The sequence below is a fragment of the Pseudomonas sp. 3HC3 genome (genome assembly GCF_044904505.1).
GTDB lineage: Bacteria > Pseudomonadota > Gammaproteobacteria > Pseudomonadales > Pseudomonadaceae > Aquipseudomonas > Aquipseudomonas putida_Y.
In genome coordinates this window covers 152,054-178,900 of record NZ_JADDRH010000008.1, presented here as the reverse complement: position 1 = coordinate 178,900, position 26,847 = coordinate 152,054, and the positions used below count along the sequence as shown (strand labels likewise).

Annotated in this window: 23 protein-coding genes; 9 read left to right on the top strand and 14 right to left on the bottom strand. The window is 62.9% G+C overall.

The window, feature by feature from the left end:
* Positions 1 to 543: 543 nt before the first annotated feature.
* From rraA to INQ47_RS14255, 6 genes are all read left to right on the top strand, one after another.
* Entirely contained in the window at positions 544 to 1,035 is a 492-nt protein-coding gene (gene rraA, locus INQ47_RS14280; RefSeq protein WP_021785500.1) for a ribonuclease E activity regulator RraA, read from the top strand.
* 27 nt (positions 1,036 to 1,062) lie between these two features.
* Entirely contained in the window at positions 1,063 to 2,058 is a 996-nt protein-coding gene (locus INQ47_RS14275; RefSeq protein WP_252459836.1) for a zinc transporter ZntB, read from the top strand.
* An 87-nt stretch (positions 2,059 to 2,145) separates the two neighbouring features.
* The gene (locus INQ47_RS14270; protein ID WP_012271268.1) at positions 2,146 to 2,418 is read left to right on the top strand and encodes a hypothetical protein; all 273 of its coding nucleotides are present in this window, start codon (positions 2,146 to 2,148) and stop codon (positions 2,416 to 2,418) included.
* Positions 2,419 to 2,420: 2 nt separating this feature from the next.
* Positions 2,421 to 3,245 carry a mechanosensitive ion channel family protein gene (locus INQ47_RS14265; protein ID WP_003248659.1) on the top strand — a complete coding sequence of 275 codons (825 nt, stop codon included), beginning with the start codon at positions 2,421 to 2,423 and terminating at the stop codon, positions 3,243 to 3,245.
* Positions 3,246 to 3,358: 113 nt separating this feature from the next.
* Entirely contained in the window at positions 3,359 to 3,925 is a 567-nt protein-coding gene (sigX, locus tag INQ47_RS14260) for an RNA polymerase sigma factor SigX (protein ID WP_003248665.1), read from the top strand.
* 111 nt (positions 3,926 to 4,036) lie between these two features.
* Complete coding sequence (locus tag INQ47_RS14255) at positions 4,037 to 5,071, top strand: OmpA family protein (protein ID WP_003248667.1); 1,035 nt, start codon at positions 4,037 to 4,039, stop codon at positions 5,069 to 5,071.
* Positions 5,072 to 5,156: 85 nt separating this feature from the next.
* Here the strand turns inward: INQ47_RS14255 and cobA are convergent, their stop codons facing one another.
* The 5 genes from cobA to INQ47_RS14230 all read right to left on the bottom strand — a co-directional run bounded on the left by cobA (position 5,157) and on the right by INQ47_RS14230 (position 10,803).
* Positions 5,157 to 5,897: a uroporphyrinogen-III C-methyltransferase gene (gene cobA, locus INQ47_RS14250; protein ID WP_176684434.1), complete on the bottom strand. Its 741-nt coding sequence runs from the start codon at positions 5,895 to 5,897 to the stop codon at positions 5,157 to 5,159.
* Positions 5,898 to 5,924: 27 nt separating this feature from the next.
* Positions 5,925 to 7,595, bottom strand: coding sequence for a protein kinase (locus INQ47_RS14245; RefSeq protein ID WP_404701949.1), 1,671 nt, complete (start codon positions 7,593 to 7,595; stop codon positions 5,925 to 5,927).
* Positions 7,596 to 7,604: 9 nt separating this feature from the next.
* Positions 7,605 to 8,816: a nitrate/nitrite transporter gene (locus INQ47_RS14240; protein WP_404701948.1), complete on the bottom strand. Its 1,212-nt coding sequence runs from the start codon at positions 8,814 to 8,816 to the stop codon at positions 7,605 to 7,607.
* Positions 8,817 to 8,999: 183 nt separating this feature from the next.
* Entirely contained in the window at positions 9,000 to 9,575 is a 576-nt protein-coding gene (locus INQ47_RS14235; RefSeq protein WP_176684431.1) for an ANTAR domain-containing response regulator, read from the bottom strand.
* 13 nt (positions 9,576 to 9,588) lie between these two features.
* A complete protein-coding gene (locus INQ47_RS14230; protein WP_404701947.1) occupies positions 9,589 to 10,803 on the bottom strand; it encodes a CmpA/NrtA family ABC transporter substrate-binding protein in 1,215 nt (404 codons plus the stop codon).
* Positions 10,804 to 10,940: 137 nt separating this feature from the next.
* On the opposite strand from INQ47_RS14230, the gene INQ47_RS14225 reads away from it, so the two are divergent.
* A complete protein-coding gene (locus tag INQ47_RS14225) occupies positions 10,941 to 11,963 on the top strand; it encodes a quinone-dependent dihydroorotate dehydrogenase (protein WP_021785461.1) in 1,023 nt (340 codons plus the stop codon).
* Positions 11,964 to 12,105: 142 nt separating this feature from the next.
* Here INQ47_RS14225 and rmf read toward each other — a convergent pair whose 3' ends face one another.
* A complete protein-coding gene (rmf, locus tag INQ47_RS14220) occupies positions 12,106 to 12,321 on the bottom strand; it encodes a ribosome modulation factor (protein ID WP_003248687.1) in 216 nt (71 codons plus the stop codon).
* Positions 12,322 to 12,882: 561 nt separating this feature from the next.
* Here rmf and rlmKL point away from each other — a divergent pair.
* Positions 12,883 to 15,075 (top strand): bifunctional 23S rRNA (guanine(2069)-N(7))-methyltransferase RlmK/23S rRNA (guanine(2445)-N(2))-methyltransferase RlmL, encoded by a 2,193-nt coding sequence (rlmKL, locus tag INQ47_RS14215; RefSeq protein WP_404701946.1) that lies wholly within the window; start codon positions 12,883 to 12,885, stop codon positions 15,073 to 15,075.
* A 94-nt stretch (positions 15,076 to 15,169) separates the two neighbouring features.
* A complete protein-coding gene (locus INQ47_RS14210) occupies positions 15,170 to 17,560 on the top strand; it encodes a GGDEF domain-containing protein (RefSeq protein WP_252459831.1) in 2,391 nt (796 codons plus the stop codon).
* Positions 17,561 to 17,664: 104 nt separating this feature from the next.
* Here the strand turns inward: INQ47_RS14210 and dacB are convergent, their stop codons facing one another.
* From dacB to INQ47_RS14170, 8 genes are all read right to left on the bottom strand, one after another.
* Complete coding sequence (gene dacB / locus INQ47_RS14205) at positions 17,665 to 19,119, bottom strand: D-alanyl-D-alanine carboxypeptidase/D-alanyl-D-alanine-endopeptidase (protein WP_404701945.1); 1,455 nt, start codon at positions 19,117 to 19,119, stop codon at positions 17,665 to 17,667.
* A gap of 201 nt (positions 19,120 to 19,320) precedes the next feature.
* Entirely contained in the window at positions 19,321 to 19,665 is a 345-nt protein-coding gene (locus INQ47_RS14200; protein WP_021785458.1) for a YggL family protein, read from the bottom strand.
* A 41-nt stretch (positions 19,666 to 19,706) separates the two neighbouring features.
* Positions 19,707 to 23,339 carry an ATP-binding protein gene (locus tag INQ47_RS14195; protein WP_404701944.1) on the bottom strand — a complete coding sequence of 1,211 codons (3,633 nt, stop codon included), beginning with the start codon at positions 23,337 to 23,339 and terminating at the stop codon, positions 19,707 to 19,709.
* Positions 23,340 to 23,347: 8 nt separating this feature from the next.
* Positions 23,348 to 23,965: a response regulator transcription factor gene (locus INQ47_RS14190; protein ID WP_021785456.1), complete on the bottom strand. Its 618-nt coding sequence runs from the start codon at positions 23,963 to 23,965 to the stop codon at positions 23,348 to 23,350.
* 282 nt (positions 23,966 to 24,247) lie between these two features.
* On the bottom strand, positions 24,248 to 25,579 hold the full coding sequence (locus INQ47_RS14185; protein ID WP_404701943.1) for a deoxyguanosinetriphosphate triphosphohydrolase: 1,332 nt from the start codon (positions 25,577 to 25,579) through the stop codon (positions 24,248 to 24,250).
* 75 nt (positions 25,580 to 25,654) lie between these two features.
* Positions 25,655 to 25,984 carry a hypothetical protein gene (locus tag INQ47_RS14180; protein ID WP_003248704.1) on the bottom strand — a complete coding sequence of 110 codons (330 nt, stop codon included), beginning with the start codon at positions 25,982 to 25,984 and terminating at the stop codon, positions 25,655 to 25,657.
* Positions 25,981 to 26,355, bottom strand: coding sequence for a phage holin family protein (locus tag INQ47_RS14175; protein WP_021785454.1), 375 nt, complete (start codon positions 26,353 to 26,355; stop codon positions 25,981 to 25,983). The genes INQ47_RS14180 and INQ47_RS14175 overlap by 4 nt, the downstream gene beginning before the upstream one ends.
* Before the next feature lie 9 nt (positions 26,356 to 26,364).
* Complete coding sequence (locus INQ47_RS14170; protein ID WP_021785453.1) at positions 26,365 to 26,679, bottom strand: YqjD family protein; 315 nt, start codon at positions 26,677 to 26,679, stop codon at positions 26,365 to 26,367.
* Positions 26,680 to 26,847 lie beyond the last annotated feature (168 nt).

Genomic DNA, 26,847 nt, shown 5'->3' with positions numbered 1-26,847 from the left:
CCGCGAAAGGGTTGGGCCTGCTTGCCAATCTCCACCCACCGATCACCATTGCCACCGCCACCGTATTCGCGGGTAAACCCGCTCCAAGGTGGTGGACACACACCGGAGGTTGGACACAGCCCGTCGTCAGGGCGTGTTCACCCGCGAAAGGGTTGGGCCTGCTTGCCAATCTCCACCCACCGATCACCATTGCCACCGCCACCGTATTCGCGGGTAAACCCGCTCCAAGGTGGTGGACACACACCGGAGGTTGGACACAGCCCGTCGTAGGAGCGGGTTCACCCGCGAAAGGGCCGGGCCTGCTGGCCAATCTCCACCCTTCGTTCACCATTACCGCCGCCACCGTATTCGCGGGTAAACCCGCTCCACGGTGGTGGACACACACCGGAGGTTGGACACAGCCCGCTGTAGGAGCGGGTTCACCCGCGAAAGGGCCGGTACAGGCTGAATACAAATGACTGGCTGGTCCTGGATGACTGCGACAGCCTCCAAGGTGTAGCCTTGGCCGATACCCGCTTTCGTTGTGACTGACAGGAGCTTCCCATGCAGCATTACGTAACGCCCGACCTGTGTGACGCCTACCCGGACCTGGTACAAGTGCTGGAGCCAATGTTCAGCAATTTTGGTGGCCGCGACTCGTTCGGTGGCCAGATCGTCACCATCAAGTGTTTCGAGGACAATTCGCTGGTCAAGGAGCAGGTTGAACTCGACGGCAAGGGCAAAGTACTGGTGGTCGATGGCGGGGGGTCGCTGCGCCGTGCGCTACTTGGCGACATGCTCGCCGAAAAAGCCGCAAAAAACGGTTGGGAAGGCTTGGTGATCTACGGCTGTGTGCGTGATGTCGACGTGCTGATCCAGACCGACGTTGGCGTGCAGGCCCTGGCCAGTCACCCGATGAAGACTGACAAACGCGGTATCGGCGATCTCAACGTGGCGGTAACCTTCGCCGGGGTAACCTTCCGCCCGGGCGAGTATGTATATGCCGACAACAATGGCGTGCTGGTTTCGCCGAGCCCGCTGAAAATGCCGGAGTAATGCGCTGCACGCGCTGATGGAGCTTTGATGTTGGAGGAAGACAACGCGCAGTGGGGGCTGGTGCATGCCCTGGTGCTCGATGGCAAAGGCGGCGCGCGCTCGATTGCCCGTACCGAACTGGATGACCTGCAGCTGCAACCGGAGCAAAGCCTGTGGCTGCACTGGGACCGCAGCCACCCGCAAACCCGTACCTGGCTGTTGCACGACAGCGGCCTGAGCGAGTTTGCCTGCGAACTGCTGCTGGAAGAAAACACCCGGCCGCGCCTGCTGCCCTTGGCGGACGAACAGCTGTTGCTGTTCCTGCGGGGGGTCAACCTCAACCCGGGTGCCGAGCCCGAAGACATGGTTTCGGTACGCATTTTCGCCGAGGCGCAGCGGGTTATCTCGTTGCGCCTGAGGCCTTTGCGCGCCAGCGATGAAATTCTCCAACTGCTGGAACAGGGCAGGGGACCGAAATCGGCCTCAGAGCTGTTGCTGTTGATGGGCGAGCTGCTGACCGAAAAGGTTCAGGGCCTGGTCAGCGACCTGGCCGAGCTGGTCGACCTCGAGGAAGAAAAGGTTGAATCCGACGAACGGTATACCCCGGAACAGGGCAGCCTGCAGCAGATCCGCCGTCGCGCCGCTGGCTTGCGCCGCTTTCTCGCCCCGCAACGGGAAATCTACGCGCAGTTGTCGCGCAGCAAATGGGGCTGGTTCGCCAATGCCGACGCCGATTACTGGAATGAACTCAACAACAGCCTGATCCGCTACCTCGAAGAGCTGGAGCTGGCCCGCGAACGCGCTGCACTGGTGCTGGAAAGCGAGGACCGGCGGCGTAGCGAGCGGATGAACCGCACCATGTACCGCTTTGGCATCATCACCTGCATCTTCCTGCCCATGAGCTTTGTCACCGGGCTGCTGGGCATCAATGTCGGCGGCATCCCCGGGGCGGAAAACCCTTTGGGCTTCCTGTTCGCCTGCATCGTCGTGCTGGGGTTGGCCGTGGGGCAGTGGTGGCTGTTCCGGCGGTTGCGGTGGGTATAGCTGTGCAATTGGAAACATTCGTCCCCACGGGATGTGTGACCCGTTGCCCGGCCATCTCGTCTCTTGCTGACACTGCGCGAGGTGCCCATGCACGATCCGTTTGAAGAATCCCTGCGCGACCTGCTCAAGGCGTCACCCTCCGGCAATGACCGGGACGACCGGGATGATGCCGCTTGCCTGGGTCGCGTGCTGAAAACCGCCAACCGCCAGGTTGGCGCGGGTGATCTGTTCAGCTTGCTTGGCCGCTGGTGCCAGGCGCTGCTGATTGCCGTGAACAATGGCTCGGCGCACGTTGCGCCGGTGCGTCGACACTCTTCCCGCAACGCTGCCACCGGCAGCAAAGCAGATAAGGCCGATTGAATATGGAACTCGATCTCTGGACCCAGAGCCTGGTCACCGCGATGACTGCCCTTTGGACCAAGGTAGCGAACTTCATCCCCAACCTGTTCGGCGCGCTGGTCGTGGTGCTGCTCGGTTTCGTGGTGGCCAAGCTGCTCGACACGCTGCTGTCCAAACTGTTGGCCAAATTTGGCCTGGACCGCCTGATGGCCGGCACCGGCCTCACCAAAATGCTTGGCCGGGGCGGTATCCAGGTGCCGATCTCGACCCTGATCGGCAAGATCGTCTACTGGTTCGTGCTGCTCATCTTCCTGGTCTCGGCCGCGGAATCGCTGGGCCTGGAGCGGGTTTCGGCAACCCTCGACATGCTTGCCCTGTACTTGCCCAAGGTGTTCGGCGCGGCCCTGGTGCTGCTGGCCGGCGTGCTGCTGGCGCAGGTGGCTAACGGCCTGGTACGTGGCGCTGCCGAAGGTATCGGCCTGGAATACTCGGCGGGCCTGGGGCGTATCACCCAAGGCCTTGTGATCATCATCAGCATCTCGGTGGCCATCAGCCAGCTGGAAGTGAAAACCGACCTGCTGAACCACGTCATCGTTATCGGGCTGATTACCGTTGGTCTGGCCGTTGCCTTGGCCATGGGCCTTGGCAGTCGCGAAATCGCCGGGCAGATCCTGGCCGGCATATACGTGCGCGAGCTGTACCAAGTGGGCCAGCAGGTGCGGATTGGAGAGGTCGAAGGGCATATCGAGGAAATCGGTACGGTGAAGACGACGCTGCTGACCGATGATGGCGAACTGGTGTCGCTGTCCAATCGCGAGCTGCTTGAACAGCGCGTCAATAGCCGCTAACCGCACAAAAGCTGTTAATGTATGCCGCCGCGAAATTCGACCTACGGGGTCGCGCGGCGACATTGACCTGACTGTCGGCCAGATCCGTTTTGAATAAAGTTCATTCGCCGCCCATGCGCTATGACCCCCGCGAGCTCACAGATGAAGAGTTGGTGGCGCGTTCGCATGAGGAGCTGTACCACGTTACCCGCGCCTATGAGGAGCTCATGCGGCGCTACCAGCGGACCCTGTTCAACGTCTGTGCGCGTTATCTGGGGAACGACCGTGACGCGGACGATGTCTGTCAGGAAGTGATGCTGAAAGTGCTGTACGGGCTGAAAAACTTCGAGGGTAAGTCGAAGTTCAAGACCTGGCTCTACAGCATCACCTACAACGAGTGCATTACCCAGTACCGCAAGGAGCGCCGCAAACGTCGGTTGATGGATGCCTTGAGTCTGGACCCTGTTGAAGAGGCGTCCGAAGACAAGGCTCCGAAACCGGAAGAAAAAGGCGGGCTGGACAAGTGGCTTGTGCATGTGAACCCGATTGACCGGGAAATTCTGGTGCTTCGTTTTGTCGCAGAGCTGGAGTTTCAGGAAATTGCCGACATCATGCACATGGGCCTGAGCGCCACGAAAATGCGATACAAGCGTGCGCTAGACAAGCTTCGGGAGAAATTTGCCGGCCTTGATGAAACTTAGTGGCGTGCAAATATCTCTAACGAACCGGTGAGTTCTGCTAGACTCGCCGTCGAGTTGTCCCTCTTGTTTGTGGTGGGACTGCTTAACTATCACCAGATGGGGATTTAACGGATGAAATTGAAAAACACCTTGGGCTTGGCCATTGGTTCGCTTGTAGCCGCCACTTCGATTGGCGCTATGGCACAAGGTCAAGGCGCCGTCGAAACTGAAATCTTCTACAAGAAAGAATTCTTCGACAGCCAGCGCGACTTCAAGAACGACGGCAACCTGTTCGGCGGCTCGATCGGTTACTTCCTGACCGACGACGTTGAGCTGCGTCTGGGCTACGACGAAGTACACAACGCTCGTGGCGAAGACGGCAAGAACATCAAGGGCTCGAACACTGCCCTGGACGCCGTTTACCACTTCAACAACCCGTACGACGCCATCCGTCCGTACGTTTCCGCTGGTTTCTCGCACCAGTCGCTGGGCCAGACCGGCCGTGGCGGTCGTGACCACTCCACCTTCGCCAACGTTGGCGCTGGTGCCAAGTGGTACATCACCGACATGTTCTACGCCCGTGCCGGCGTAGAAGCTCAGTACAACATCGACCAGGGCGACACCGAGTGGGCCCCGAGCGTTGGTGTTGGCCTGAACTTCGGCGGTAGCCCGAAGCAAGCTGAAGCTGCTCCTGCTCCAGTTGCTGAAGTCTGCTCCGACTCCGACAACGACGGCGTGTGCGACAACGTCGACAAGTGCCCAGACACCCCGGCCAACGTTACCGTTGACGCCGACGGCTGCCCGGCTGTTGCCGAAGTCGTTCGCGTTGAGCTGGACGTCAAGTTCGACTTCGACAAGTCGGTCGTCAAGCCTAACAGCTACGGCGACATCAAAAACCTGGCTGACTTCATGAAGCAGTACCCACAAACCACCACCGTGGTTGAAGGTCACACTGACTCCGTGGGTCCAGACGCTTACAACCAGAAGCTGTCCGAGCGTCGTGCCAACGCCGTCAAGCAAGTTCTGACCCAGCAGTACGGCGTAGAATCCAGCCGTGTTGACTCGGTTGGCTACGGCGAAACCCGTCCGGTTGCTGACAACGCCACCGAAGAAGGCCGTGCTATCAACCGTCGCGTTGAAGCTCAGGTAGAAGCCCAGGCCAAGTAATTGGTTTGAAGCTTCATGAAAAACCCGGCCTCGGCCGGGTTTTTCTTTGCCTGGGTTTTAACCGACCTCAAGGGCTGCCCCCAGGTCAGCCTGCGATTGCGATGCGCCCCGGAGCCAGTTGCTCTCCGACCACCTCCCCAATCACCAAGATCGCCGGGCTACGCAAGCCAAACCCGCGCGCAGCTTCCACCATTCCCTGCACATCGCTTCTGCACTCCCGCTGTTGCGGCAACGAGGCATTTTCGATCATCGCCACCGGCATCCCCGGCGCCATGCCCCCCGCCAGCAATCCCTGGCGCACCTGCTCCAGCCGCGCCACCCCCATGTATACCACCAGCGTTGTTCCGCCCTGAGCCAAGGCCGCCCAGTTCAGCTCGCTATCATCTTGAGTGTGCGCCGTCACCAGCGTCACCCCTCGGCTCACGCCCCGTGAAGTCAGGGGAATTCCGCACTGCGTGGCCCCGGCCAGGCCGGCGGTGATGCCATTGATCACCTCCACCTCGATGCCATGCCCCTGCAACCACAACGCCTCTTCACCGCCACGACCAAAGATGCAAGGGTCGCCGCCCTTGAGCCGCACTACGCAACGGCCCTGTCGCGCGTGGCGCAGCATCAGGCGCTGAATGAACGCTTGCGGTGTAGAGCGGCAGCCGCCGCGCTTGCCCACGGTCATTACCCGGGCCTGCGGGCAATGCTCGAGTACTGCCGGGTTGACGAGGTCGTCGACCATGACCACAGCGGCTTGCTGCAACGCACGCACTGCCTTGAGGGTGAGCAGTTCTGGATCACCAGGGCCGGCACCGACCAGCCATACTTTTGCATTCATCAGGGTTTCCTCATCGGCAAGGTGCGGTCAGCCCTTGAGCAGGGTGAACAGCAGTATCAGATTGATAAGTAACGACAGTAGGGCCAGGGTACGCCACACCTTCAGTGGTTCGCGCTCCAGCAGCGGCCGTGGTCGGCTGGGCAGTTCCTGGCGGTCACCGCGCTCGAGCAGCAGCAACCAGTGTTCGGCGGTTTCGAAGCGCTGCGCCGGGTCGCTCGCCACGGCCTGCAGCAGGTTGTGCTGGAGCCATTCCGGCAGGTCGGGTCGGTAGCGCGCGGCGTTGACCGGCTGGCCGAAGCGCGGGCGCTGGAAGGCCTCGACCTCGCCGTACGGGTAATGTCCGGTCAGCAGGTGGTACAGGGTCACGCCCACTGCATACAAGTCCTGACGCGGGCTGGGTGAGTGGCCGTCGAATGCTTCCGGGGCGATGTACGAGGGCGTGCCGGGCAGCTCGTGCAGCGGGTCTTCGGACAGGCCCGGGCAATAGGCCAGGCCGAAGTCCAGCAGGCGCAGCTGCCCATCGCAGCCCAGGTGCAGGTTGTCTGGCTTGATATCACGGTGCAGCAAGTTGCGTCGATGCAGCACGCCGACTGCCTGCAGCAGTTGCCGGGCGACTTCCAGCCATTGCGGCAGGGGCAGCGGGCCTTGTTCGGCCAGCAACGCCGCCAGGTTTTGGCCGGGATATTCGCGCATCACGTAGTACAGGTGCTGGCGCTGACTGGCGGTGTGTAGCTCGGGAAAGTGCCGGCCGGCGATGCGGCGCAGAAACCACTCTTCCAGCAACAGCCCTTGCGCCGCCCCCGGTTCCTGTTCGCGTGCAGTGGGCAGGGTCTTGAGCAGCCAAGGCTGGTTCTGGCTGTCGCGCACTTTGTACAGCAAGGACTGGCGGCTGTGCGCATGCAGTGTTTCGACCTGCCAGCCGTCGATCACCTGGCCCTCGCGCAGCGGGCCGGGCACTGGCCATTGTTGCAGTTGCGCCAGGGTATCGCCCAGGTTGGCCGTGCCCAGTTGTTCGACTTGCACCAGCAAGGCGCTGGCGTTGTCCTTGCTACCGTTGAAGTGGGCGCTGGCCACCAAGGTGTCGGTGGCCAGTTGCAGGTCGGTTTGCTCGCGCAGCACGGCCTGGATGTGTTGTTCGCCCAGGCTGGCCCAGACCCCGTCGCTGAGCAGCAGGAAGCACTCGCCCGCTTGCAGCTCGCCCTCCAGGTAATCCACCAGCAGGTGCTGGTCCAGGCCCAGTGCCCGTTTCAGTACATGCTGCATGCCCGGTTGGTCCCATACATGGTCTTCGCTCAGGCATTGCAGCGTCCCCTCGTGCCACCGGTACACCCGGCAGTCGCCGACATGGGCCAGGGTAAAGCGCCTGCCGCGCAACACCAGCGCGCTAAGCGTGGTCAGCAACGGCTGGCCGCTGCCTTGGGCGCGCAACCAGCGGTTTTGCGCCAGTAGCAGGCGGTCGAGGGCCTGGGCCACGCTCCAAGTGGCCGGGGTGGCGTAGTAATCCAGGGCCAGTGCCTGCAGGCTGGCCCGCGCCGCCAGGCCGCCGTCGGCACATTGGCTGACGCCGTCGGCCAGGGCGAACAGGTAGCCTTTGCTGGCGGCCAGCTCTGGTGCCGGCGTGACCAGGCGCAGGGCGTCCTGGTTTTCCGCGCGTGGCCCGGTGGCGCTGGCCTGGGCAAAGCTCAGTTGCAGGCTCATCGGCGTGCCTCAGACCCGCGCTGCAGTGACTGCAGTCGAGCCCCAGGTGGTGCGCCAGCGCTGTTTCACACCGTGCAGGCCGAACCAGGCCAGCAGGCCCAGGCTGGCGAACAGCCACAACCCCATCTGGTATTCACCGGTGTGCTGCTTGATGGTGCCCAGCCCGGCTGCCAACAGGAAGCCGCCGATGCCACCGGCCATGCCGATCAGGCCGGTCATTACCCCGATCTCTTGGCGGAAACGTTGCGGTACCAGTTGGAATACCGCGCCATTGCCCGCCCCCAGGCCGAGCATGGCGCTGACGAACAGCGCCAGTGCGGCCGCGGCAGAGGGCAGGTTGAAACCGACTGCGGCAATGCAGATGGCGGCCACGCCGTACATGCCCAGCAGGGTGCGGATGCCGCCAAAACGGTCAGCCAGGGCGCCGCCGAGCGGGCGCATCAGGCTGCCGGCGAACACGCAAGCGGCGGTGTAGTAGCCGGCGGTGACCGGGCTCAGGCCGTATTGGTCGCTGAAGTAGCCGGGTAGGGCGCTGGCCAGGCCGATGAAGCCGCCGAAGGTGACGCTGTAGAAGAACATGAACCACCAGCTGTCACGGTCGCCCAGTGCCTTGAGGTAGTCGGCCATGGCTTTCGGCTTGGGCCGTTGTGGGGCATTGCGCGCCAGCAGGGCGAACACCACCAGCGCCAGTGACAGCGGGATCAAGGCAAAGCCGAATACATTGTTCCAGCCAAAGGCCGCTGCCAGTGCCGGTGCCAGCAAGGCAGCGAACACCGTGCCGGAGTTGCCCGCGCCGGCGATGCCCATGGCCTTGCCCTGGTGCTGTGGCGGGTACCACTGCGAGGCCAGCGGCAGCGAGACGGCGAAGGAAGCACCGGCAAAGCCCAGGAACACGCCTAGCAGCAGTGCCTGTTCATAGCTGTGCACGCCAAGGTGCCAGGCCGCAGCCAGGGCGACGATAACCACCACCTGGGCGATCAGGCCGGCAGTCTTGGGCGACAGGCGGTCGACCAGAACGCCCATGGCAAACCGCAGGAGCGCCCCGGCCAGGATCGGCGTGGCGACCATCAGGCCCCGTTGTTGTGCGCTCAGTTGCAGGTCGGCAGCAATCTGCACCGCCAGCGGGCCCAGCAGGTACCAGACCATGAAGCTGAGGTCGAAGTACAGAAACGCGGCGAACAGCGTGGGCACATGCCCGGATTTCCAGAAGCTGGTACTCATCGAACACCTCACTCGGTAGTACAACGGAACGAAAAAGACGTCGCCACCCGCTCCACGAGGTGGAGGGGCGAGCGACGTCTTTGTCGGGATTCAAGTGGGGTAACCGCCGTTGGCTACCGGTACGATTTGTTGAGCAAGAGATGGGCCAACTTCTGGCGCGGCTGGCAAGAGATTTTCAGCGCGTCAGCCGAGCATCTCATGCATGGCAATGATCTGTTCGGCCACCTGGATCAGCTTCTGCTGCCGGCTCATGGCCTGGCGACGCATCAGGGTATAGGCCTGCTCTTCGTTGCAATCCTTCATCTTCATCAGCAAACCCTTGGCCTGCTCGATGCGCTTGCGTTCGGCCAATTGCTGGTCGCGCGCAAGCAGCTGCGCCTTGAGTGCCTGGTCGCTTTCGAAGCGGGCCATGGCCACGTCCAGGATCGGCTGCAGCCGCGCAGCGTGGATGCCCTCGACGATATAGGCGCTGACCCCTGCCTGAATCGCCTGGCGCATCATCCCGGGGTCGTGCTCGTCGGTGAACAACACGATGGGCCTGGGCTGGTCACGGCTGACCAGCACCACCTGTTCCATCACATCGCGGTCTGGTGAGTCGGTATCGATCAGCACCACGTCCGGGCGCACCGTTTCGACGCAGGCGGGCAGGTCGATGGTCAGGTCCGGGGCTTCGATGACCTCGAAGCCGGCCTCACTCAACGCCGCCCTGAGACGACCAAGCTTGCTCTGGGTATCGTCGATCAGCAGGATGCGCAACATGTTCGTCCCCCCCTCACGCGCCGACACGGGCATCGGGCAGGTCGCCCAAGGCATGCAAGCTGAAACTGCGGGCATAGCCGAAGGGGTCGCTGCCGTCCCAGCGGGAGCCATCGATCAGCAGGCTGCTGCGCATCGGTTGGTCCGGGCAAGTGATGTCCAGGCTCTGTGCGGCCTCGCTGTACAACTGCAGTTGCTGGACCTGCCGGGCCACGCCGAGGTAGTCGGGGTCCTCGCGCAGCAGGCCCCAGCGGCGGAACTGGGTCATGAACCACATGCCGTCGGACAGGTAGGGCAGGTTGGCCCGGCCCTGGTCGAACAGGCGCAGGGCGTGTGGGTCTTGCCATTCGTTGCCCAGGCCATCCTCATAGTGGCCGAGCAGGCGGGGGGCTATGCTGTCCAGCGGGGTGTCCAGATAGGCGCTTGCGCTCAGCAGTTGCGCGGTGCTGCGGCGGTTTTCCGGGCTTTGCTCGATGAACCGGCTGGCGGTGAGGATCGCCTTGATCAGTGCACGGGCGCTGTTGGGGTATTGCTCGGCAAAGACGCGCGCGCAGGCCAGGACCTTTTCCGGATGATCCGGCCAGATCGACTGGCTGGTGGCCAGGGTGAAGCCTTGGCCTTTGGCCACGGCGTCGGCGGCCCAGGGCTCACCAACGCAGAAGCCGTCAATGCGCCCGGCCTGGAGGTGTGCAGCCATTTGCGCCGGTGGCACCACGACGCTTTCGACGTCGCGCAGCGGGTGGATGCCCTGGCTGGCCAGCCAGTAATACAGCCACATGGCGTGGGTGCCTGTGGGGAAGGTCTGGGCGAACGTCAGGCGTGCGCCATGCTGGTGCACCAGGCGCGCCAGTGCCTCAGGGTTGGTCACGCCCTTGCGCTGCAGGGCAGGGGACAGGTTGATAGCCTGGGCGTTCTGGTTCAGCCCCATGAGCACGGCCATGTCGCTGGCAGGTACGCCGCCAATGCCCAGGTGCACGGCGTAGACCAGGCCATACAGGCAATGCGCGGCGTCCAGTTCGCCGCTGACCAGCTTGTCGCGCAGCCCGGCCCACGAGCCCTGGCGCTTGAGGTTGAGGGTAAGGCCGTGCTGCTGGGCGAAGCCCTGGGTGGCGGCGACCACTACCGAAGCGCAGTCGGTCAGGGCCATGTAGCCGATGTTCAGGCTGGTTTTTTCCGGCGCATCGCTGCCGTTGACCCAGGCCAGGGGCGTTGCTCGGGGTACAGTGTTCACAAGAGTCCTCGCCCTTACTGATAAGGCTGTGGGCTGAACGGGTGCAACCGATGTGCCAAGCGCTCCACGATTTGCTGTCCTGTCAGCCCCTCGCTGGCTATAATCGCCCCCTCACTCACCCTGAGCCTTGCCCGCCCATGTATACCCTGGCCCGCCAGCTGCTGTTCAAGCTTTCCCCGGAAACTTCCCACGACCTGTCCCTGGACCTGATCGGCGCCGGTGGCCGTATGGGCCTCAACGGCATGCTGTGCAAGCAACCGGCGTCATTGCCGGTTTCGGTCATGGGCTTGAACTTCGCCAACCCGGTGGGCCTGGCTGCTGGGCTGGACAAGAACGGCGCGGCCATCGACGGCTTCGCCCAGCTGGGCTTCGGTTTTGTCGAAATCGGCACTGTCACTCCGCGTCCGCAGCCAGGTAACCCCAAGCCGCGGTTGTTCCGTCTGCCGGAAGCCACGGCCATCATCAACCGCATGGGCTTCAACAACCTGGGCGTTGATCACCTGCTCGAGCGTGTACGCGCTTCGCGCTACAAGGGGGTGCTGGGCATCAACATCGGCAAGAACTTCGATACACCGGTCGAGCGTGCCGTCGATGACTACCTGATCTGCCTGGACAAGGTCTACACCGCCGCCAGCTACATCACGGTCAATGTCAGCTCGCCAAATACCCCGGGCCTGCGCAGCCTGCAGTTCGGGGACTCGCTCAAGCAGTTGCTCGACGCCCTGGCCGAGCGCCGCGAGCAACTGGCCGGCACGCATGGCAAGCGCGTGCCGTTGGCAATCAAGATTGCGCCGGACATGAGCGACGAAGAAACCGCGCTGGTGGCCGCTGCGCTGATGGAGTCGGGCATGGATGCGGTGATCGCCACCAACACCACGCTGGGCCGTGAAGGTGTCGAAGCATTGCCATACGGTGGCGAGGCGGGCGGCCTGTCGGGCGCGCCGGTGCTGGAAAAGAGCACCCATATCGTCAAGGTGCTGGCAGGTGAGCTGGGCGGCAAGTTGCCGATCATCGCCGCCGGTGGCATTACCGAAGGCCGCCATGCTGCTGAAAAGATCGCGGCCGGGGCGAGCCTGGTGCAGATTTACTCGGGCTTTATTTACAAGGGGCCGGCGCTGATTCGCGAAGCGGTGGATGCTATCGCGGCAATGCCGCGCTGACCTGACAGGCCCATTCGAGGGGGCGTGGATACAGCTGATGAGGTTTGCCAAGGCATAAAAAAGGGCCCCTTCAAGGGGCCCCTGGGCCTTCGCCCGCCGCCCGGATGGGGCGTGCATGGTAAATCGAATTCAGTGTCCTCGTTCAGCCAACGGCGTGATTTTCGTTGAGTCTATGGATGCCAGCGGTGCCAGTCATTCCGTCCCAGTTATCACCGCGACCTTCACGCCAGCCGTTGATCCAGGCTTGGCGAACAGAAGGAAGATTGAAGGGGCAAAGTTCGCGGGATTTGCCGGTGACCCCGTATTGGTAACCACGTGAATATGCTCTTTCCAACGGATCACGCTTAAGTCTTCTCATAGGGTGTTGCCCTCACTTGTTGACTGTAATGTCCCGTCGGCCTCTCCGAGGCCGGGCAGAGTCGTTCTGCCGGTTTGCGCTCGCTGCCGGCGTGGCGAGCTGAAAGTGCCGCCTCGTTGCGAAGTGGCCTGAGACCAGTTCTATCGAATGCGAGTCACGGTGTGAATGACCGTTTTGTCATAAGCACGTAACCTTTCCAAGGGTCAGGGGATAAGTAAATAAATGCGACTCAACCTTGTTTGGTGTTTAGCCCCGTAATGATCGGGTTTTGCCGTTCTTTGACGTCATTTCGCCAGCGTTGTTTGCGGATGACAGAAATAATTTGAAATGCGACGAAGGGTCACATCGGCCCGCAGATCGCCAGAATTTCTCGTACTGCCTGATGATCTAAGCTGTCTTTGCCACTGGGCCAGGCACGGATCGGTCAGGCGGCCCGGCTTTTCTGCTGCACTTTGTGTGCGCAGAGGGCCACCCGCACGCCTGCTGGAAAGGTGTACGGGCAAACATCGCGGGGCGATGCGTCGCCCCGTCAGTCAAATAGCCTAAGGCGCTGGAATACTCATGTCGGACCGTTTCGAACTTTACCTCACCTGTCCCAAAGGCCTTGAAAGCCTGCTCGCCGAAGAGGCCAAAAGCCTCGGCCTTGACGAGGTGCGCGAGCACACCTCGGCCATTCGCGGCGCCGCCGACATGGAAACTGCCTACCGCCTGTGTGTCTGGTCGCGGCTGGCCAACCGCGTATTGCTGGTGCTCAAGCGCTTCTCGATGAAGAACGCCGACGACCTTTACGACGGTGTGCACGCGGTTGACTGGGCCGACCACCTGGCAGCCGACGGCACCCTGGCTGTGGAGTTCAGCGGCCATGGCTCCGGCATCGACAATACCCACTTCGGTGCGCTGAAGGTCAAGGATGCCATCGTCGACAAGCTGCGTAACCGTGAAGGCCTGCGCCCGTCCGTGGAAAAGATCGACCCTGACGTGCGTGTGCACCTGCGCCTGGACCGCGGCGAGGCCATTCTGTCCCTCGACCTGTCCGGGCACAGCCTGCACCAGCGTGGCTACCGCCTGCAGCAAGGCGCCGCGCCACTGAAGGAAAACCTGGCGGCAGCGGTGCTGATCCGTGCTGGCTGGCCGCGTATTGCTGCCGAAGGTGGTGCGCTGGCCGACCCGATGTGCGGTGTGGGTACCTTCCTGGTCGAGGCAGCCATGATCGCCGCCGATATCGCCCCTAACCTCAAGCGCGAACGCTGGGGCTTCAGTGCCTGGCTCGGCCATGTGCCGGCGCTGTGGCGCAAGGTACATGACGAAGCGCAGGCGCGCGCGCAGGCCGGCCTGGCCAAGCCACCGTTGTGGATCCGTGGCTACGAGGCTGACCCGCGGCTGATCCAGCCGGGTCGCAACAACGTCGAGCGTGCCGGCCTGGGCGACTGGGTGAAGATCTACCAGGGCGAAGTCAGCACCTTCGAGCCACGTCCGGACCAGAACCAGAAAGGTCTGGTCATCAGCAACCCGCCCTACGGTGAGCGTCTGGGTGACGAAGCCAGCCTGCTGTACCTCTACCAGAATCTGGGCGAGCGCCTGCGCCAGGCCTGCATGGGCTGGGAAGCAGCGGTATTCACCGGCGCGCCGCAACTGGGTAAGCGCATGGGCATTCGCAGCCACAAGCAGTACGCGTTCTGGAACGGCGCACTGCCATGCAAGCTGCTGCTGTTCAAGGTGCAGCCTGACCAGTTCGTCACGGGTGAACGCCGCGAAGCGCAGCCTGAAGGCAGCGAAACCCGTCAGCAGGCGCCGCAGGCCAGCGAGCCAGCGCGGCTGTCGGAAGGCGCGCAGATGTTCGCCAACCGCCTGCAAAAGAACCTCAAGCAACTGGGCAAGTGGGCCCGTCGCGAGCAGATCGACTGCTACCGCCTGTACGATGCCGACATGCCCGAATATGCCCTGGCGGTCGACCTGTACCAGGACTGGGTACACGTGCAGGAATACGCCGCGCCACGTTCGGTCGACCCGGACAAGGCTCAGGCGCGCCTGCTCGATGCACTGGCGGCCATCCCGCAGGCACTGGGCATTTCGCCGCAGCGCGTAGTGCTCAAGCGTCGCGAGCGGCAGAGCGGCACGCGCCAGTACGAACGTCAGGCCACTGAGGGCCGCTTCCAGGAGGTGAACGAAGGTGGCGTCAAGCTGCTGGTCAACCTCACCGACTACCTGGATACCGGCCTGTTCCTTGACCACCGCCCGATGCGTATGCGCATCCAGCGCGAGGCCGCCGGCAAGCGCTTCCTCAACCTGTTCTGCTACACCGCCACGGCCACCGTGCACGCGGCCAAGGGCGGTGCGCGCAGCACCACCAGCGTCGACTTGTCGAAGACCTATCTGGACTGGGCGCGGCGTAACCTGGCGCTCAATGGCTATTCCGAGCGCAATCGCCTGGAACAGGGCGATGTAATGGCCTGGCTGGAAGGCAACCGTGACAGCTACGACCTGATCTTCATCGACCCGCCAACCTTCTCCAACTCCAAGCGCATGGAAGGCGTATTCGACGTGCAGCGTGATCATGTGCAACTGCTGGACCTGGCCATGGCCCGTCTGGCACCGGGTGGCGTGCTGTATTTCTCCAACAACTTCCGCAAGTTCCAGTTGGACGAGCACCTGATGGCGCGGTACGTGGTAGAAGAAATCAGCGCTCAGACCCTGGACCCGGACTTCGCCCGTAATAACCGTATCCATCGCGCCTGGCGTATGCAGCTTCGGTGAGGCGACGAGGTACATTGCGCGGCTAATGGCCAATAGCTATAACTGAGGGCAGGGCAAGATAATCCGCAGGACGCTGACGTGACGAGATGGGTGTATGTCAAAGTGTGGCGTGCGTGCGCGGTTGCTTGGCTTGTGCACAGAGAGGGTGTCTGCCTGGGCGATGGCGCTGATCGCACTGGTGGCCGGCGGCTTGTTGACCGCTGCCTTGGCATTTGCCGCGCATTCCTTCTACAAGCAGCAGCTGCGCCAGCGCTTCGAGCTGCTGGCCAGCGAGCGCTTCAGCCGTATTGCCGAGCGCTTTGACGAGCAGCAGCAGCGCCTGGACGGGCTTCGGCGGTTTTTCAGCTTTTCCAACGAAATCACCCCGCGCGAGTTCGACGGCTATGCCCGGCCACTGCTGCAGCGCACCCTGGCCTATGCCTGGGCGCCGCGCGTCGAGGCTGCGCAACGCGCCGAATTCGAGCGCATGGCCAGTGCCCACACCGGCCCAGGCTATGTGATCCGTGACCAGGACGCGCAAGGTCAGTGGCGCCCGGCGTCGCAGCGCGACCATTACTTCCCGGTACTCTATACCCAATCGGGCAAACTGCCCGGGTTGCCCTACGGCCTGGACCTCGCTGGCCGAAGCGAGCCTCAGGCGGCTTTGGCGCGCGCGCTGGGACCTGGCAGCATGGCGGTGTCCGAGCCATTGGCCCTGTTCGATACCCTCTCGGCAGAGCCCGGCCTGCTGATGGTGGCGCCGGTATTCTCCGATGCCGACCCCCGCGGTGCGGCAGCGGGCTATGTGATGGCCTTGCTGAGCATGCGCGAGCTGGTCAGCGATGGTCGGCCGGTAGCGGCTGATGACAACCTTGTCGTGCGCATCACGGACCCGTCTGGGTTACAAGGCCCTGTCGTGATGTTCGATTCGCAAAATCCGGTCGCGCCCTTGGCGCTGGCCAGCAACCCGGTGTTGCGCCTGGCCGATCACCATTTCCAGCTGAGCATTCAACCGAGCCAGGCGTTCGTGCAGGCGAACCGCACCTCGGCAGTGCTGGCGGTCGGTTTGCTGGGCGGGTTGTTGAGCCTGTTGCTCAGCGTGCTGCTCTACAGCCTGTTAAGCCAGCGTCAGCGCGCCCTGGCCCTGGTTGCACAGCGTACTGCCGAACTGCAGGTCAGCGAGCAGTCGTTGCGTGGCACCCACAACCAACTGCGCAGTGTGCTGGATGCCGCGACCCAGGTGGCGATCATCGCCACTAACCTCAAAGGGGTGGTCAGCACGTTCAACGCCGGTGCCGAACGCATGCTCGGTTACGCGGCCATCGAAGCGATCGGCCGGTTGCGCCTTGAAGATCTGGTGCTACCGGAGGAGCTGAACCTGCGTGCCCAGGCCTTGAGCTTGCGCTTTGGCCGCGCCATTGCTGGCGGCCAGGCGATGTTCGCTGAAACGGTGCAGGCGCACGGGGCCGAGCCTGGTGAGTGGACCTTGCTAAGAGCCGATGGCAGCCAGCTGGTCGCCAACATGCTGGTGACTGCCATGCTCGACGAACAGGGGTTATGGGTTGGCTACCTGGCCATCTGCATTGACGTGACCGAACGGCGCCGGGTGCATGAGGCGTTGGCCGCGCGTGACCGGTTGCTGGAAAAGCTCAGTGCCGAGGTGCCGGGCGGTATCTACCAATATCGCCTGGATGCCAATGGCCATTCGTGCTTTCCATACGCCAGCATGGGCCTGTATGACATTTATGAGGTCGACCTGATGCAGTTGCGTGAGGATGCCGCGGCGGTGTTCGAACGTATCCACCCTGATGACCTGGAGCGCGTGCGCCGCTCGGTGCGCTATTCGGCCGAACACCTGTCACCCTGGCGCGAGGAGTATCGTGTCTGCCTGCCACGGGCCGGACTACGCTGGGTGCGTGGCGAGGCGACGCCGGAAGTGGGCGAGCAGGGCTGCACCCTGTGGCATGGCTACCTGACGGATATCTCCGACCTGAAGGGCGTGGAAGAAGAGTTGCGGGCGCTGTCGGTCACCGACTCCCTGACCGGTATCCATAACCGTCGCTACTTCCAGGAGCGGCTCAAGATCGAACTGGAGCGGGCCCAGCGCGATGGTTTGGCACTGTCGGTGATCATGCTCGACATCGATCACTTCAAGCGCATCAACGACCGCTTCGGGCATGCTGTCGGCGACCGGGTGCTGCGCAGCCTGTGCCAGCGCATCAGTCAGCGTTTAAGGCGTACCGATGTGTTTTGCCGTTTGGGCGGGGAAGAGTTCATGGTGCTATGCCCGGGCAGCGATGTTGACCAGGCGCGGCTGCTGGCGCTGGAGTTGTGGCAAGGGGTGCGCAATGTGCCGGTGGAAGGCGTGGGCCAGGTGACCGCGAGCTTTGGTGTGGCGCAGTGGCGGTCGGGCGAGGGCGCCGATGCCTTGCTGTTGCGCGCCGATGCCGGCGTGTATGCGGCCAAGCAGGCCGGGCGGGACCGGGTGGAGGGGGAGCCGCTATAAAACCGCGCGCGCGGACGGCGTAGGGGCCGCTTTGCGGCCCTTGCACGACCCAAGGCCGCTCCTGCGTCGAGCGCGGGAGCCGGCCCGGGTGATGGCAGGTGGAGTCAGTTGGCCGCTGTGCTGCCAGCCAGCTTCGGCTGGCGATACAGGTCAAGCAGCACCTGGTCCAGCACCTGCGAGGCACCCCACGGTTTCGGGTCGTTGAGGATCGCCGCCACCGCCCAGGTATGGCCGTTGCGGTCGCGGCTGAAGCCGGCAATCGCCCGTACAGTGTTCAGTGTGCCGGTCTTGATGTGCCCTTCACCGGTCATCGCGGTGCGCTTGAGACGCTTGCGCATCGTGCCGTCCATGCCCACCAGCGGCATCGAGCTCATGAACTCGGCGGCGTAAGGGCTCTTCCAGGCGGCTTTGAGCATCTCGGCCATTTCCCGGGTACTGACCCGTTCGGCACGCGACAGGCCAGAGCCGTTTTCCATCACCAGATGCGGCGCGGTAATACCCTTTTTCGCCAACCATTGGCGTACCACGCGTTGGGCAGCACGGGCGTCGTCGCCATCGGCATCGGTGCGGAACTGCGCGCCAAGGCTCAGGAACAGCTGCCGGGCCATGGTGTTGTTGCTGTACTTGTTGATGTCGCGGATCACTTCCACCAGGTCGGGCGAGAAGGCGCGGGCCAGCAGGCGAGCACTCTTGGGCACATTCTCGATGCGGTCGCCGCCCTGGATGTTGCCGCCCAGTTCGCTCCAGATCGCGCGCACGGCACCGGCGGCGTAGGTTGGGTGGTCGAGCAGTGACAGATAGGTTTGCGAGTTGCAGCCGTCACCCAGTTGGCCGCTGACCGTTACACTGATGCCGTCGGCCTGAGGCACCGGGTTGTAGCGTACCTCTCCGGTGCATTTCTTCGAGGCTACCGGCTTGACCTGGTTGTCGATGCGGATGCGGGCAATCGGCGGCTCGACTGCGACGGTGACCTTGCCACCATCATTACGGGCCACGAAGCGCAGGGCCTTGAGGTTGACCAGCAGCGAGTCGGGTTTGACCAGGAACGGCTTGTTTTCATCGCCGCCGTCGTCGTTGAACTGCGGCAGGTTGGGTTGCACGAAGTGGCTGCGGTCCAGCACCAGGTCACCGGTGACGGTGCGCACACCATTAGCGCGCAGGTCACGCATCAGCAGCCACAGCTTTTCCATGTTCAGTTTGGGGTCACCGCCACCTTTAAGGTAGAGGTTACCGTTAAGCACACCGTTGCTCAGGGTGCCGTCAGTGTAGAACTCGGTTTTCCACTGGAAGGTCGGGCCAAGCAGTTCGAGGGCGGCATAGGTGGTGACCAGTTTCATGGTCGACGCCGGGTTCACCGACACATCGGCATTGAACACGGTCGGGGTGCCGGGGCCGTCCAGCGGCAGCATCACCAGCGACAGCGCTGTGTCCTGCAGCTTGTTGGCCTTGAGCGCCTGCTGCACTTTGGCAGGCAGGGTGGTATTGACGGCGGCGTGGCTGGGCAAGGCAAGCGGCAACAGCAGGCCGGCAAGAATGAGGGGTCGAAGCGTTTTGATCATAGTGAGCGAATACCCTGCGGCGAGGGAAAAGGGCTTTGGGGCTGGAAGAGATGATGGCCCCACGACGTAAACAGTACGCATTATGCCCCAAGCGTAGCCGCGATGCGTCACGTTCGACGGAAAAGCAACGCCAATAAAAAGGCCACCCGAGTGGGGTGGCCTTTTCAGCAATCAACCTTTTCAGCCCGAAGCTGACAAGTATCACTCAGCCTTGTTGATCGGCTTTTCCGGGTACCAGGCGTCCAGCAGCGGGCTGACTTCGATCTTGGTCAGTTCGCCACGGCCTTTGAGCCAGGCTTCAACAGCAGCGCGCTGTTCTTCGCTGACCGAGCCGCGTTTGACCGAGCACACCAGGCCGAAATCGTCACCGCCTACATAATCCAGGCCGTTGGCGTCCATGGCTTCTTCCAGGAACGCGTCGAGGAAAGCATCGATTGCCTGGTCATCCAGATCTTCCTTGAATTCCAGGTTCAGCTCGAAGCCCAATTCCTGAAACTCGTCGACACACAGCTTCTTGCGCAGACGACGGGAGCGGTTTGTGGCCATGAAACAATCCTCTTAGGTAATAACGCCGCGCAGTCTACCAGTTAACACGCCTGGCTGCCTGCCTGAGTAGCTGTGCTTGTGGTCAATTCCCTGGCCAGGGCACGTTCCACCCTGCACATATGCCGTGCCAGTGCCTGGCGCCGCAGGCGCACCTGGGCAGTGGTCAAGCCGCTGGCCTCGAGGGCTTCACAGGCCGCCATCAGGTCAGGGGCTTCCAGCATGCGCGCGGCGCTGAGCACTTTGTGGGCCTGCTCGGCAATGGCGCCGCTGTCATGCTGCGGGTGCAGCGCCATCAGGCTGGCCAGGTCGATCTGAAGGCTCTGTTGCAAGGCCTCCAGGAAGCGCTGGCGGTCGACCGGGTCAGGCCCGACCACAGCGGCCAGGCCGTCCAGTTGGTACAGCTTGCGTCGGGGGCGTTGCTGGCGGCGCGGGCAAATGCCAGCCAGGCGCTGGCTGAGGGTGCTCAGGCTGATGGGCTTGAGCAGGCAGTCGTCCATGCCGGCGTTCAGGCACTTGCGGCGTACCTCCGGCTGTGCGTTGGCGGTATAGCCGAGGATGGTGCAGCGTGGCCGCCTGCCATGGCGTTCTTCGGCGCGCACGGCAGTCGCCAGTTGGTAACCGTTCATGTGCGGCATGTTGCAGTCGAGTACCAGTACATCGAAGTCGCCTGCCCGCCAGGCGGCCAGGCCTTCCCGGCCATCGCGGGCGCTGGCGTGTTCCAGGCCCAGGTAGCCAAGTTGTTGCGCCATCAGTTGCAGGTTGGCCGGGTGGTCATCAATGACCAGCACGTTCAGCCGTGGGTCGGGCACGTCGAGCTGCTCGGGCAACGGTGTCGGCTGCGCTGCGGCATCAACCCGTTGCAGCGGCATTTTCAGGCGCACCTGGGTGCCGACATCCTCCAGGCTCTTCATGGACAGGCTGCCGCCCATCATTTCGCACAGGTTGCGGCAGATGGCCAGGCCCAGCCCGGTACCGGCGCGGGCGCCCTGGCTGTGCGGGTTGGCCTGGATGAACGGGTTGAACAGGCGCTGCAGGTCGTCGGGGTGGATGCCGATGCCGCTGTCGCGCACCTCCAGCTCCAGTACCGCTGGTGTGCTGGTACCGTCATCCAGCAGGCCGACGCAGATGCGTACCTGACCGTGCTCGGTGAACTTGATGGCGTTGCTCACCAGGTTGGACAGCACCTGCTTGAAGCGCAGCGGGTCAAGCAGGACATGGCAGCGTGCGGCCGGGGCGATCTGCACCTCCAGGGCGAGGCCTTTCTGCCGCGCCTGGCCATCGAACATGCGCCCCACCGATTCGACCAGCGCCGCCAGGTCGACCACCTCCGGGGCCAGGGACAAGTGCCCGGACTCGATGCGTACGATATCCAGAATGTCACCGATCAGGCCTAGCAGGTCTTTGGCCGAATGGTGCGCCAGTTCCAGCGCGCTGCGGTCCACCCGGCCCTGGTCGGCACGCTTGACCGCCAGTTCCAGCATGCCGATCACGGCGTTCATCGGGGTGCGGATTTCGTGGCTGATGGTCGCCAGGAACGTGCTCTTGGCGCGGTTGGCATCGTCGGCCTGCTGCTTGGCCTGGCGCAGTTCCATGACCAGTTGGCGGCGTTCGCTGATGTCGATCCAGCCGCCGATGATCCCCTGCACCTCACCCAGGGAGTCGCGGTACGGCAAGATCCAGTGGTAGATGGTCAGGTCCCGGCCCTTGATCCGTAATGGACGGTCCTTGATCAGTGGCGAGCCCGCAGCCATGACTTTCTGGTAATCAGCCTGGATCTGCAGAGCCTGCTCGGAATCGGCAAACAGGCTGTCGTTCAGTTTTCTGCCGATCACCTGATCGGAGCGGGCCTGCACGGCTTCAAGGTAGCTGTAGTTGCAGCTTTTCAGGCAACCCTCGCGGTCACGCACATACATGGGGTGGGGTGTACCGTTGAGCAGGGCGCGCATGAATGCCAGCTGGTCATTCAGCGCGCGTTCGGCGTGCTGGCGCTGGCGAATTTGCAGGCGCAGGCGGGCATTCCAGAGCAAGGCCAGCAACAGAAGCACGGCGGTGGCCAGCACTACCTGCAGGGCAAGGCGGCTGTAGCCTTTGGCGTTGTCATCCTCATGCCTGCCAAAGCCGCGCCAGCGGTTGTTGATTACCCCCAGCTCCTCCGGTGAGATGCTCAGCAAAGCCTTGTCGAGGATAGACAGCAGCGCCTGTGACGGGCCAGTGGTGGCCATGGCGAAGTTGGCGGGTTCGCTGCCGACCGAGGTGCGGATGACCAGTTCGGGGTTGCTGGCCAAGGCGTGGTTGGCGTCGATCAGGGTGGTGATCACCGCGTCGACGGCCCCGCTGTTGAGCAGCGCCATGGAGTAGAACGCGCTCTCGGTTTCGACCCAGCTTATTTTGGGGTAGTCCCGGGACAGCATGGCGTTCAGGGTGCTGTAGCGGGTAATGGCGATGCGGTGCCCCTGCAACTGCTCCAGTGAGCTCAGTGTGTTGTTGCCCTTGCGGTTTACCAGCACATAGGCGCTTTCGAGGTAAGGGCGGCTGATTTGCAGGTCGTCACCTGCTTTCCCGGCGCTGGCCAGTGCGGCGATGACATCAGCCCGGCCATCCTTGAGGCGGGCGACCATGTCGGCAATGCCACTGGCGCGCTGCACTTCGAAACGCAACCCGGTGCGCAGGCGAATGAGCTCCAGCAGGTCGGCGGTGATGCCTCGGAAATGCCCCGAATCATCGAAATAGGACAGTGGTGCAGCCGCGTCATCTGCCGCCACGCGCATCACCGGGTGCTTCTGCAGCCACTGCTGCTCGGCCTCGCTCAACTGCAGTTGGCGATCGCTCAGCAGCAGGTCGCTGCCAGCGCTCCAGCGTTTGAAGATACTGGAGCGTATGGCCGGGCTCTGCCTGTCCAGGATGGTGTTCACCAGGTCCAGCAGCAAGGTATCTTGCTGACGCAAGGCAAAGCCGAAGCCGATGGCCTCGTGTTTGCCGAAGTTGGCCATGCGCAAGCCGGGCAGGTGGCCGCGGTTGAGCTGGTAGTGCGTGGAGATGGTGTCGCCGATGAACACGTCGGCCTGGCCGAACGCGACGGCATTCAGTGCCTGGCTGGAAGAGCTGAAGGCCAGCAGCTCGGCCTTGGGGTAGGCGCTGAGGACTTCCTGTCTGGGCAAATAGTGGTAGAGCATGCTCAGGCGCATGCCGGCAAGGTCCATGTCCAGCGCCCGGTTTTCGTCTTCACGCGTTACCAGTACGGGTTGATCGACGGCATAGGGCTGCGACAGTGCCAGGCCGTCACTGGCCGCTTCGTAGCCATTGGCGCTGCCCAGCAGGTCGATATCGCCGTGCCTGAGCGCCTCTACCGCCGCCTGCCGGCTGGAGAAACGCAGTACCCTCACCGGCAACTGCAAGGCCTTGCCGATCAGGCTTGCATATTCGGCGGTCAGGCCCTGGTAGTCGTTGCCGCCACCGGTGATGTCGAACGGCGGATAGTCGGGGGCCGACGTACCCAGCACCAGTTCCTGACGGCCTTCGAGCCATTGTCGTTGTTCGGGCGTGAGCACGGGCTGGACCGGTCGGGCCGATGAGCGCGCGATCAACGTAAAGGACGCGGCTTCGCGATGGACAGCCTGTGTCGCGCCGCTGAACAGCAGCAGGGCGAGCAGCAGGCGATTGATGGCTCGGGCCATGACCACGTTCAGACCAGCGCGTTGCGCTTGGCCATCTCGATCAGGTCGACCAGCGTATTGACTTGTAGTTTGTGCATGAGGCGCTTCTTGTAGGTACTGACAGTCTTGCTGCTGAGGAACATGCCCTTGGCAATTTCCTTGTTGCTACGGCCTTGGGCGAAGAGTTGAAGTACCATCAGTTCGCGGTCATTTACCTGGCGGAAAAGTTGCAGGTCACTGTCGGTCGTCTGGTTGTTTTTTATTGCCTGGCTGGGGAAGTAGTTATAACCGGCCAGTACGGCCTTGATTGCACTGAGCAGTTCACTCAGGTCTTCCTGCTTGCAGACATAGCCTGCCGCACCTGAGTGCATGCAACGCACGGCAAACAATGCCGGGGACTGTGCAGTCAATACCAGAACCTTCAAGGGCAGGGCCATGGTCTGAAAGCGGGCCAGCACCTCCAGGCCGTCTAGCTTGGGGATGCTGATGTCGAGAATGACCAGGTCGGGGTTGCTCTCGCGGATCATCTGCATGGCATCTACGCCGTTGTCCGACTCGCCGACAATCTTGTAATTCTGGTTTTCCAACAGCATACGGACGGCCAGGCGAATCACCGGATGGTCGTCAACGATAAATATGGAGTGCATGTTCAATTTCCCTGCGATCGATTGAGGGTGACAGAGGGCACCTTATCGCAGTTGGAAGTCGTCGGGCGTGCGGGGAATGGCTGTTAGGCCTATATGGGAAACGGCTTACAAGATAAAACAAAATGGGCTACGTATTAGGTGTGATTAACTCGATGTCAAAGCGATTTTGGTAACTTTTCATTAGTTTATATTCGTGCCGTTTAGTCTGGCTCCAGTTGATGTAGGAAGTTTCCTGCAAGCGTGGTGCAGCGCCTGGCCGAGCCCGCGCTGCACGGACGCGTTTCAGGTCGGGCTGGAGCGCCCGGTCATCTCCCGGGCCATTTCGCTGGCATAGCTGTCGGTCATGCCGGCAATGAAGTCGATCATGCGCAGGAAGGCGCTGTGCAACGAGGCATGCGGGTCTGGCGCATTGTTGCCGATCAGGTCCAGCACCCTGCGACTCTTGAATGATGGCGTGCGTCCACCGTGCTGTTCGAGGGCCGCACCGCAGAACGTGTTCAGCAGAATCTCCAGGGTGGTGTAGGCGCCGATTTCGTGCAGGGTCTTGCGCTTGTCCTGGAAGATCTTGTTGCGTGCCATGTCTTTGGCTTGCAGTACGCAGCGTTTGGCTGGGCCATGCATGTGCTCCACCAGGTCGCCCGCCAGTTGCCCGGCCAGCAACGCCTGCTGCTGCTCGACGAAGGCATGGGCGGCGGCGTTGGTCAGGTGTTCGATGGCCTTGCCACGCAGGATTGCCAGCTTGCGCCGGCGGGAGTCGCTTGGGCCGAGCTGGCGGTAGGTTTCTGGCAGGTCATCGCCGACCAGGTCGAGCAACAGTCCTTCGACTTCCGCGTATTGCAGCAGCTCCATTTCCAGACCGTCTTCCAGGTCGATCAGCGCGTAGCAGATGTCATCGGCAGCCTCCATCAGATACACCAGTGGGTGGCGCGCCCAGCGCTGGTGTTCCAGCTGCGGCAGGCCGAGCTTGCGGGCGATCTGTTCGAGCAGCGGCAGTTCGCTCTGATAGCTGCCGAACTTGTGCTTCTTGTAACCCAGGGCGTCGGCATGGCGGGCGCTCCAAGGGTATTTAAGGTAGGTGCCGAGGGTGGCATAGGTCAGCCGCGTCCCACCATCGAACTGGTGGTATTCCAGTTGGGTGAGCACGCGAAAGCCTTGGGCATTGCCTTCGAAGTTGAGAAAGTCGGCCCGCTCGTCATCGCTCATGTCGTCCAGCCAGCCACGCCCGGCGGCCTGCTGGAACCAATGGCGAATGGCGTCCTCGCCGGAGTGACCGAATGGCGGGTTGCCGATGTCGTGGGCCAGGCAGGCTGACTGCACGATCATCCCCAGGTCACTGGGGGCGCACCAGTCCGGCAGGTTGTCGCGCAGGGTTTCGCCGACGCGCATGCCCAGCGAGCGGCCGACGCAGCTGACTTCCAGCGAATGAGTCAGGCGCGTATGGATATGGTCGTTGCTCGACACCGGGTGCACCTGGGTCTTGCGGCCCAGGCGGCGGAAGGCACCGGAGAAAATGATGCGGTCATGGTCTTTGTGGAAGGGGCTGCGCCCGAGTTCATCGGCGCTGTACAGGGCTTTGCCCAGCCGTTCGCGGGTAAGCAAGGTGTGCCAGTCCAAGGCGCGTACTCCTGTAGTTTGAAGGCAGCAGCATACCCCGCAGCAAGGGCATTGTGCTGCCGGGTCGCGCGCTGGTCAGGGGCGGCGGCCGCCTTGCAGGTAGAGGCGCACCAGCGGCAGCAGGGTGCTGCCCAAGCGCACCAGGCGCGTCAGGTTGCCGCTGCGTACGCCTTTGCCGGTGAGAAAGCCCAGCGCCACCACGGCGCCGATGCCCCACAGTGGCGCATGCTTGATACCCAGGCCTTCATGTAGTGAGCTGCCCATACCGCGCACGCGGCGCAGCGGTTCAAGCAACTGCCCGGACTCATGGCGGATTTCCTGGCGGTGCATCTCCATGCGCAGGCGCAGCAGCGCCTTGCGCAGTTCACGCGGGTTACGCGTGTTTGGCAGTTCTGGCAGGCTCATGGCAACAGGCGCTCCCTGTCCTTGGCAAGTTCTTCGAGGGTGGCGCCGAAGGGCGATGATTCGTCGAACACCGCCGCCTTCAGGCGCATGGCACAGTACAGTGCGGCAATGCCATAGAACACGCACAGGCCAATGATACCGGCCAGTCGATAGCTGTCCCACAGCAGCACCAGCAGCAGCCCGGACAGTGCAGTCAGCAGCAGCAGGGCGAACACCAGCGCCAGGCCGGCGAACAGCAGCAGGCTCAAAGTGCGGCCTTTCTGCTCCTGCAACTCGATACCGAACAGCTCGATGTGACTGTGCAGCAGCCCCAGCATGGCCGCACCCAGGCGCTTGCCCGAAGCGCCGGCGCCGTTGGCGTCATTCTCCATGGGTTCCCCTTAGCGCCGGTTGGCCAGCAGACCGATCAACAGGCCGACGCCGGCCGCGATGCCGATCGCCTGCCACGGGTTTTCCTGCACGTACTGCTCGGCGCTGCCAAGCGCCGCCTGACCGCGTTCACGTACCGAGTCCTGAGTCAGTTGCAGGGTTTCGCGGGCCTGGGCCAGGCGCTCGTGAATCTGCTCGCGCAATTCGTCGGCCTGGTCGCCGGCCAGGTTGGCGGTGTCGGCCAGCAGCTTCTCGGTGTCGCGCACCAAGGCCTGGAAGTCAGCCATCAATATCTCTTGTGCATTCTTTGCCGATTTGCTGGCCATGGGTCTCTCCCTGTCGATGAGTGTTGGTAGTTCGAGTGACAGCACGCATGGAAGGTTCAAGTGCGGCTGCTGGTATGGGCCTTGCTAAGTTTTTGCCACGTTGCGGAGCGCCTGTGGCCGGTTTTGCGCCGATTCAGGGCGCCGGCGCAGCGGATACCGATAAACCTT

Excerpts from the sequence above, each read along its gene's own strand:
- rraA (WP_021785500.1), top strand. The coding sequence starts at position 544 with ATGCAGCATTACGTAACGCCCGACCTGTGTGACGCCTACCCGGACCTG.
- INQ47_RS14275 (WP_252459836.1), top strand. The coding sequence starts at position 1,063 with ATGTTGGAGGAAGACAACGCGCAGTGGGGGCTGGTGCATGCCCTGGTG.
- INQ47_RS14270 (WP_012271268.1), top strand. The coding sequence starts at position 2,146 with ATGCACGATCCGTTTGAAGAATCCCTGCGCGACCTGCTCAAGGCGTCA.
- INQ47_RS14265 (WP_003248659.1), top strand. The coding sequence starts at position 2,421 with ATGGAACTCGATCTCTGGACCCAGAGCCTGGTCACCGCGATGACTGCC.
- sigX (WP_003248665.1), top strand. The coding sequence starts at position 3,359 with ATGCGCTATGACCCCCGCGAGCTCACAGATGAAGAGTTGGTGGCGCGT.
- INQ47_RS14255 (WP_003248667.1), top strand. The coding sequence starts at position 4,037 with ATGAAATTGAAAAACACCTTGGGCTTGGCCATTGGTTCGCTTGTAGCC.
- cobA (WP_176684434.1), bottom strand. The coding sequence starts at position 5,897 with ATGAATGCAAAAGTATGGCTGGTCGGTGCCGGCCCTGGTGATCCAGAA.
- INQ47_RS14245 (WP_404701949.1), bottom strand. The coding sequence starts at position 7,595 with ATGAGCCTGCAACTGAGCTTTGCCCAGGCCAGCGCCACCGGGCCACGC.
- INQ47_RS14240 (WP_404701948.1), bottom strand. The coding sequence starts at position 8,816 with ATGAGTACCAGCTTCTGGAAATCCGGGCATGTGCCCACGCTGTTCGCC.
- INQ47_RS14235 (WP_176684431.1), bottom strand. The coding sequence starts at position 9,575 with ATGTTGCGCATCCTGCTGATCGACGATACCCAGAGCAAGCTTGGTCGT.
- INQ47_RS14225 (WP_021785461.1), top strand. The coding sequence starts at position 10,941 with ATGTATACCCTGGCCCGCCAGCTGCTGTTCAAGCTTTCCCCGGAAACT.
- rmf (WP_003248687.1), bottom strand. The coding sequence starts at position 12,321 with ATGAGAAGACTTAAGCGTGATCCGTTGGAAAGAGCATATTCACGTGGT.
- rlmKL (WP_404701946.1), top strand. The coding sequence starts at position 12,883 with ATGTCGGACCGTTTCGAACTTTACCTCACCTGTCCCAAAGGCCTTGAA.
- INQ47_RS14210 (WP_252459831.1), top strand. The coding sequence starts at position 15,170 with ATGTCAAAGTGTGGCGTGCGTGCGCGGTTGCTTGGCTTGTGCACAGAG.
- dacB (WP_404701945.1), bottom strand. The coding sequence starts at position 19,119 with ATGATCAAAACGCTTCGACCCCTCATTCTTGCCGGCCTGCTGTTGCCG.
- INQ47_RS14200 (WP_021785458.1), bottom strand. The coding sequence starts at position 19,665 with ATGGCCACAAACCGCTCCCGTCGTCTGCGCAAGAAGCTGTGTGTCGAC.
- INQ47_RS14195 (WP_404701944.1), bottom strand. The coding sequence starts at position 23,339 with ATGGCCCGAGCCATCAATCGCCTGCTGCTCGCCCTGCTGCTGTTCAGC.
- INQ47_RS14190 (WP_021785456.1), bottom strand. The coding sequence starts at position 23,965 with ATGCACTCCATATTTATCGTTGACGACCATCCGGTGATTCGCCTGGCC.
- INQ47_RS14180 (WP_003248704.1), bottom strand. The coding sequence starts at position 25,984 with ATGAGCCTGCCAGAACTGCCAAACACGCGTAACCCGCGTGAACTGCGC.
- INQ47_RS14175 (WP_021785454.1), bottom strand. The coding sequence starts at position 26,355 with ATGGAGAATGACGCCAACGGCGCCGGCGCTTCGGGCAAGCGCCTGGGT.
- INQ47_RS14170 (WP_021785453.1), bottom strand. The coding sequence starts at position 26,679 with ATGGCCAGCAAATCGGCAAAGAATGCACAAGAGATATTGATGGCTGAC.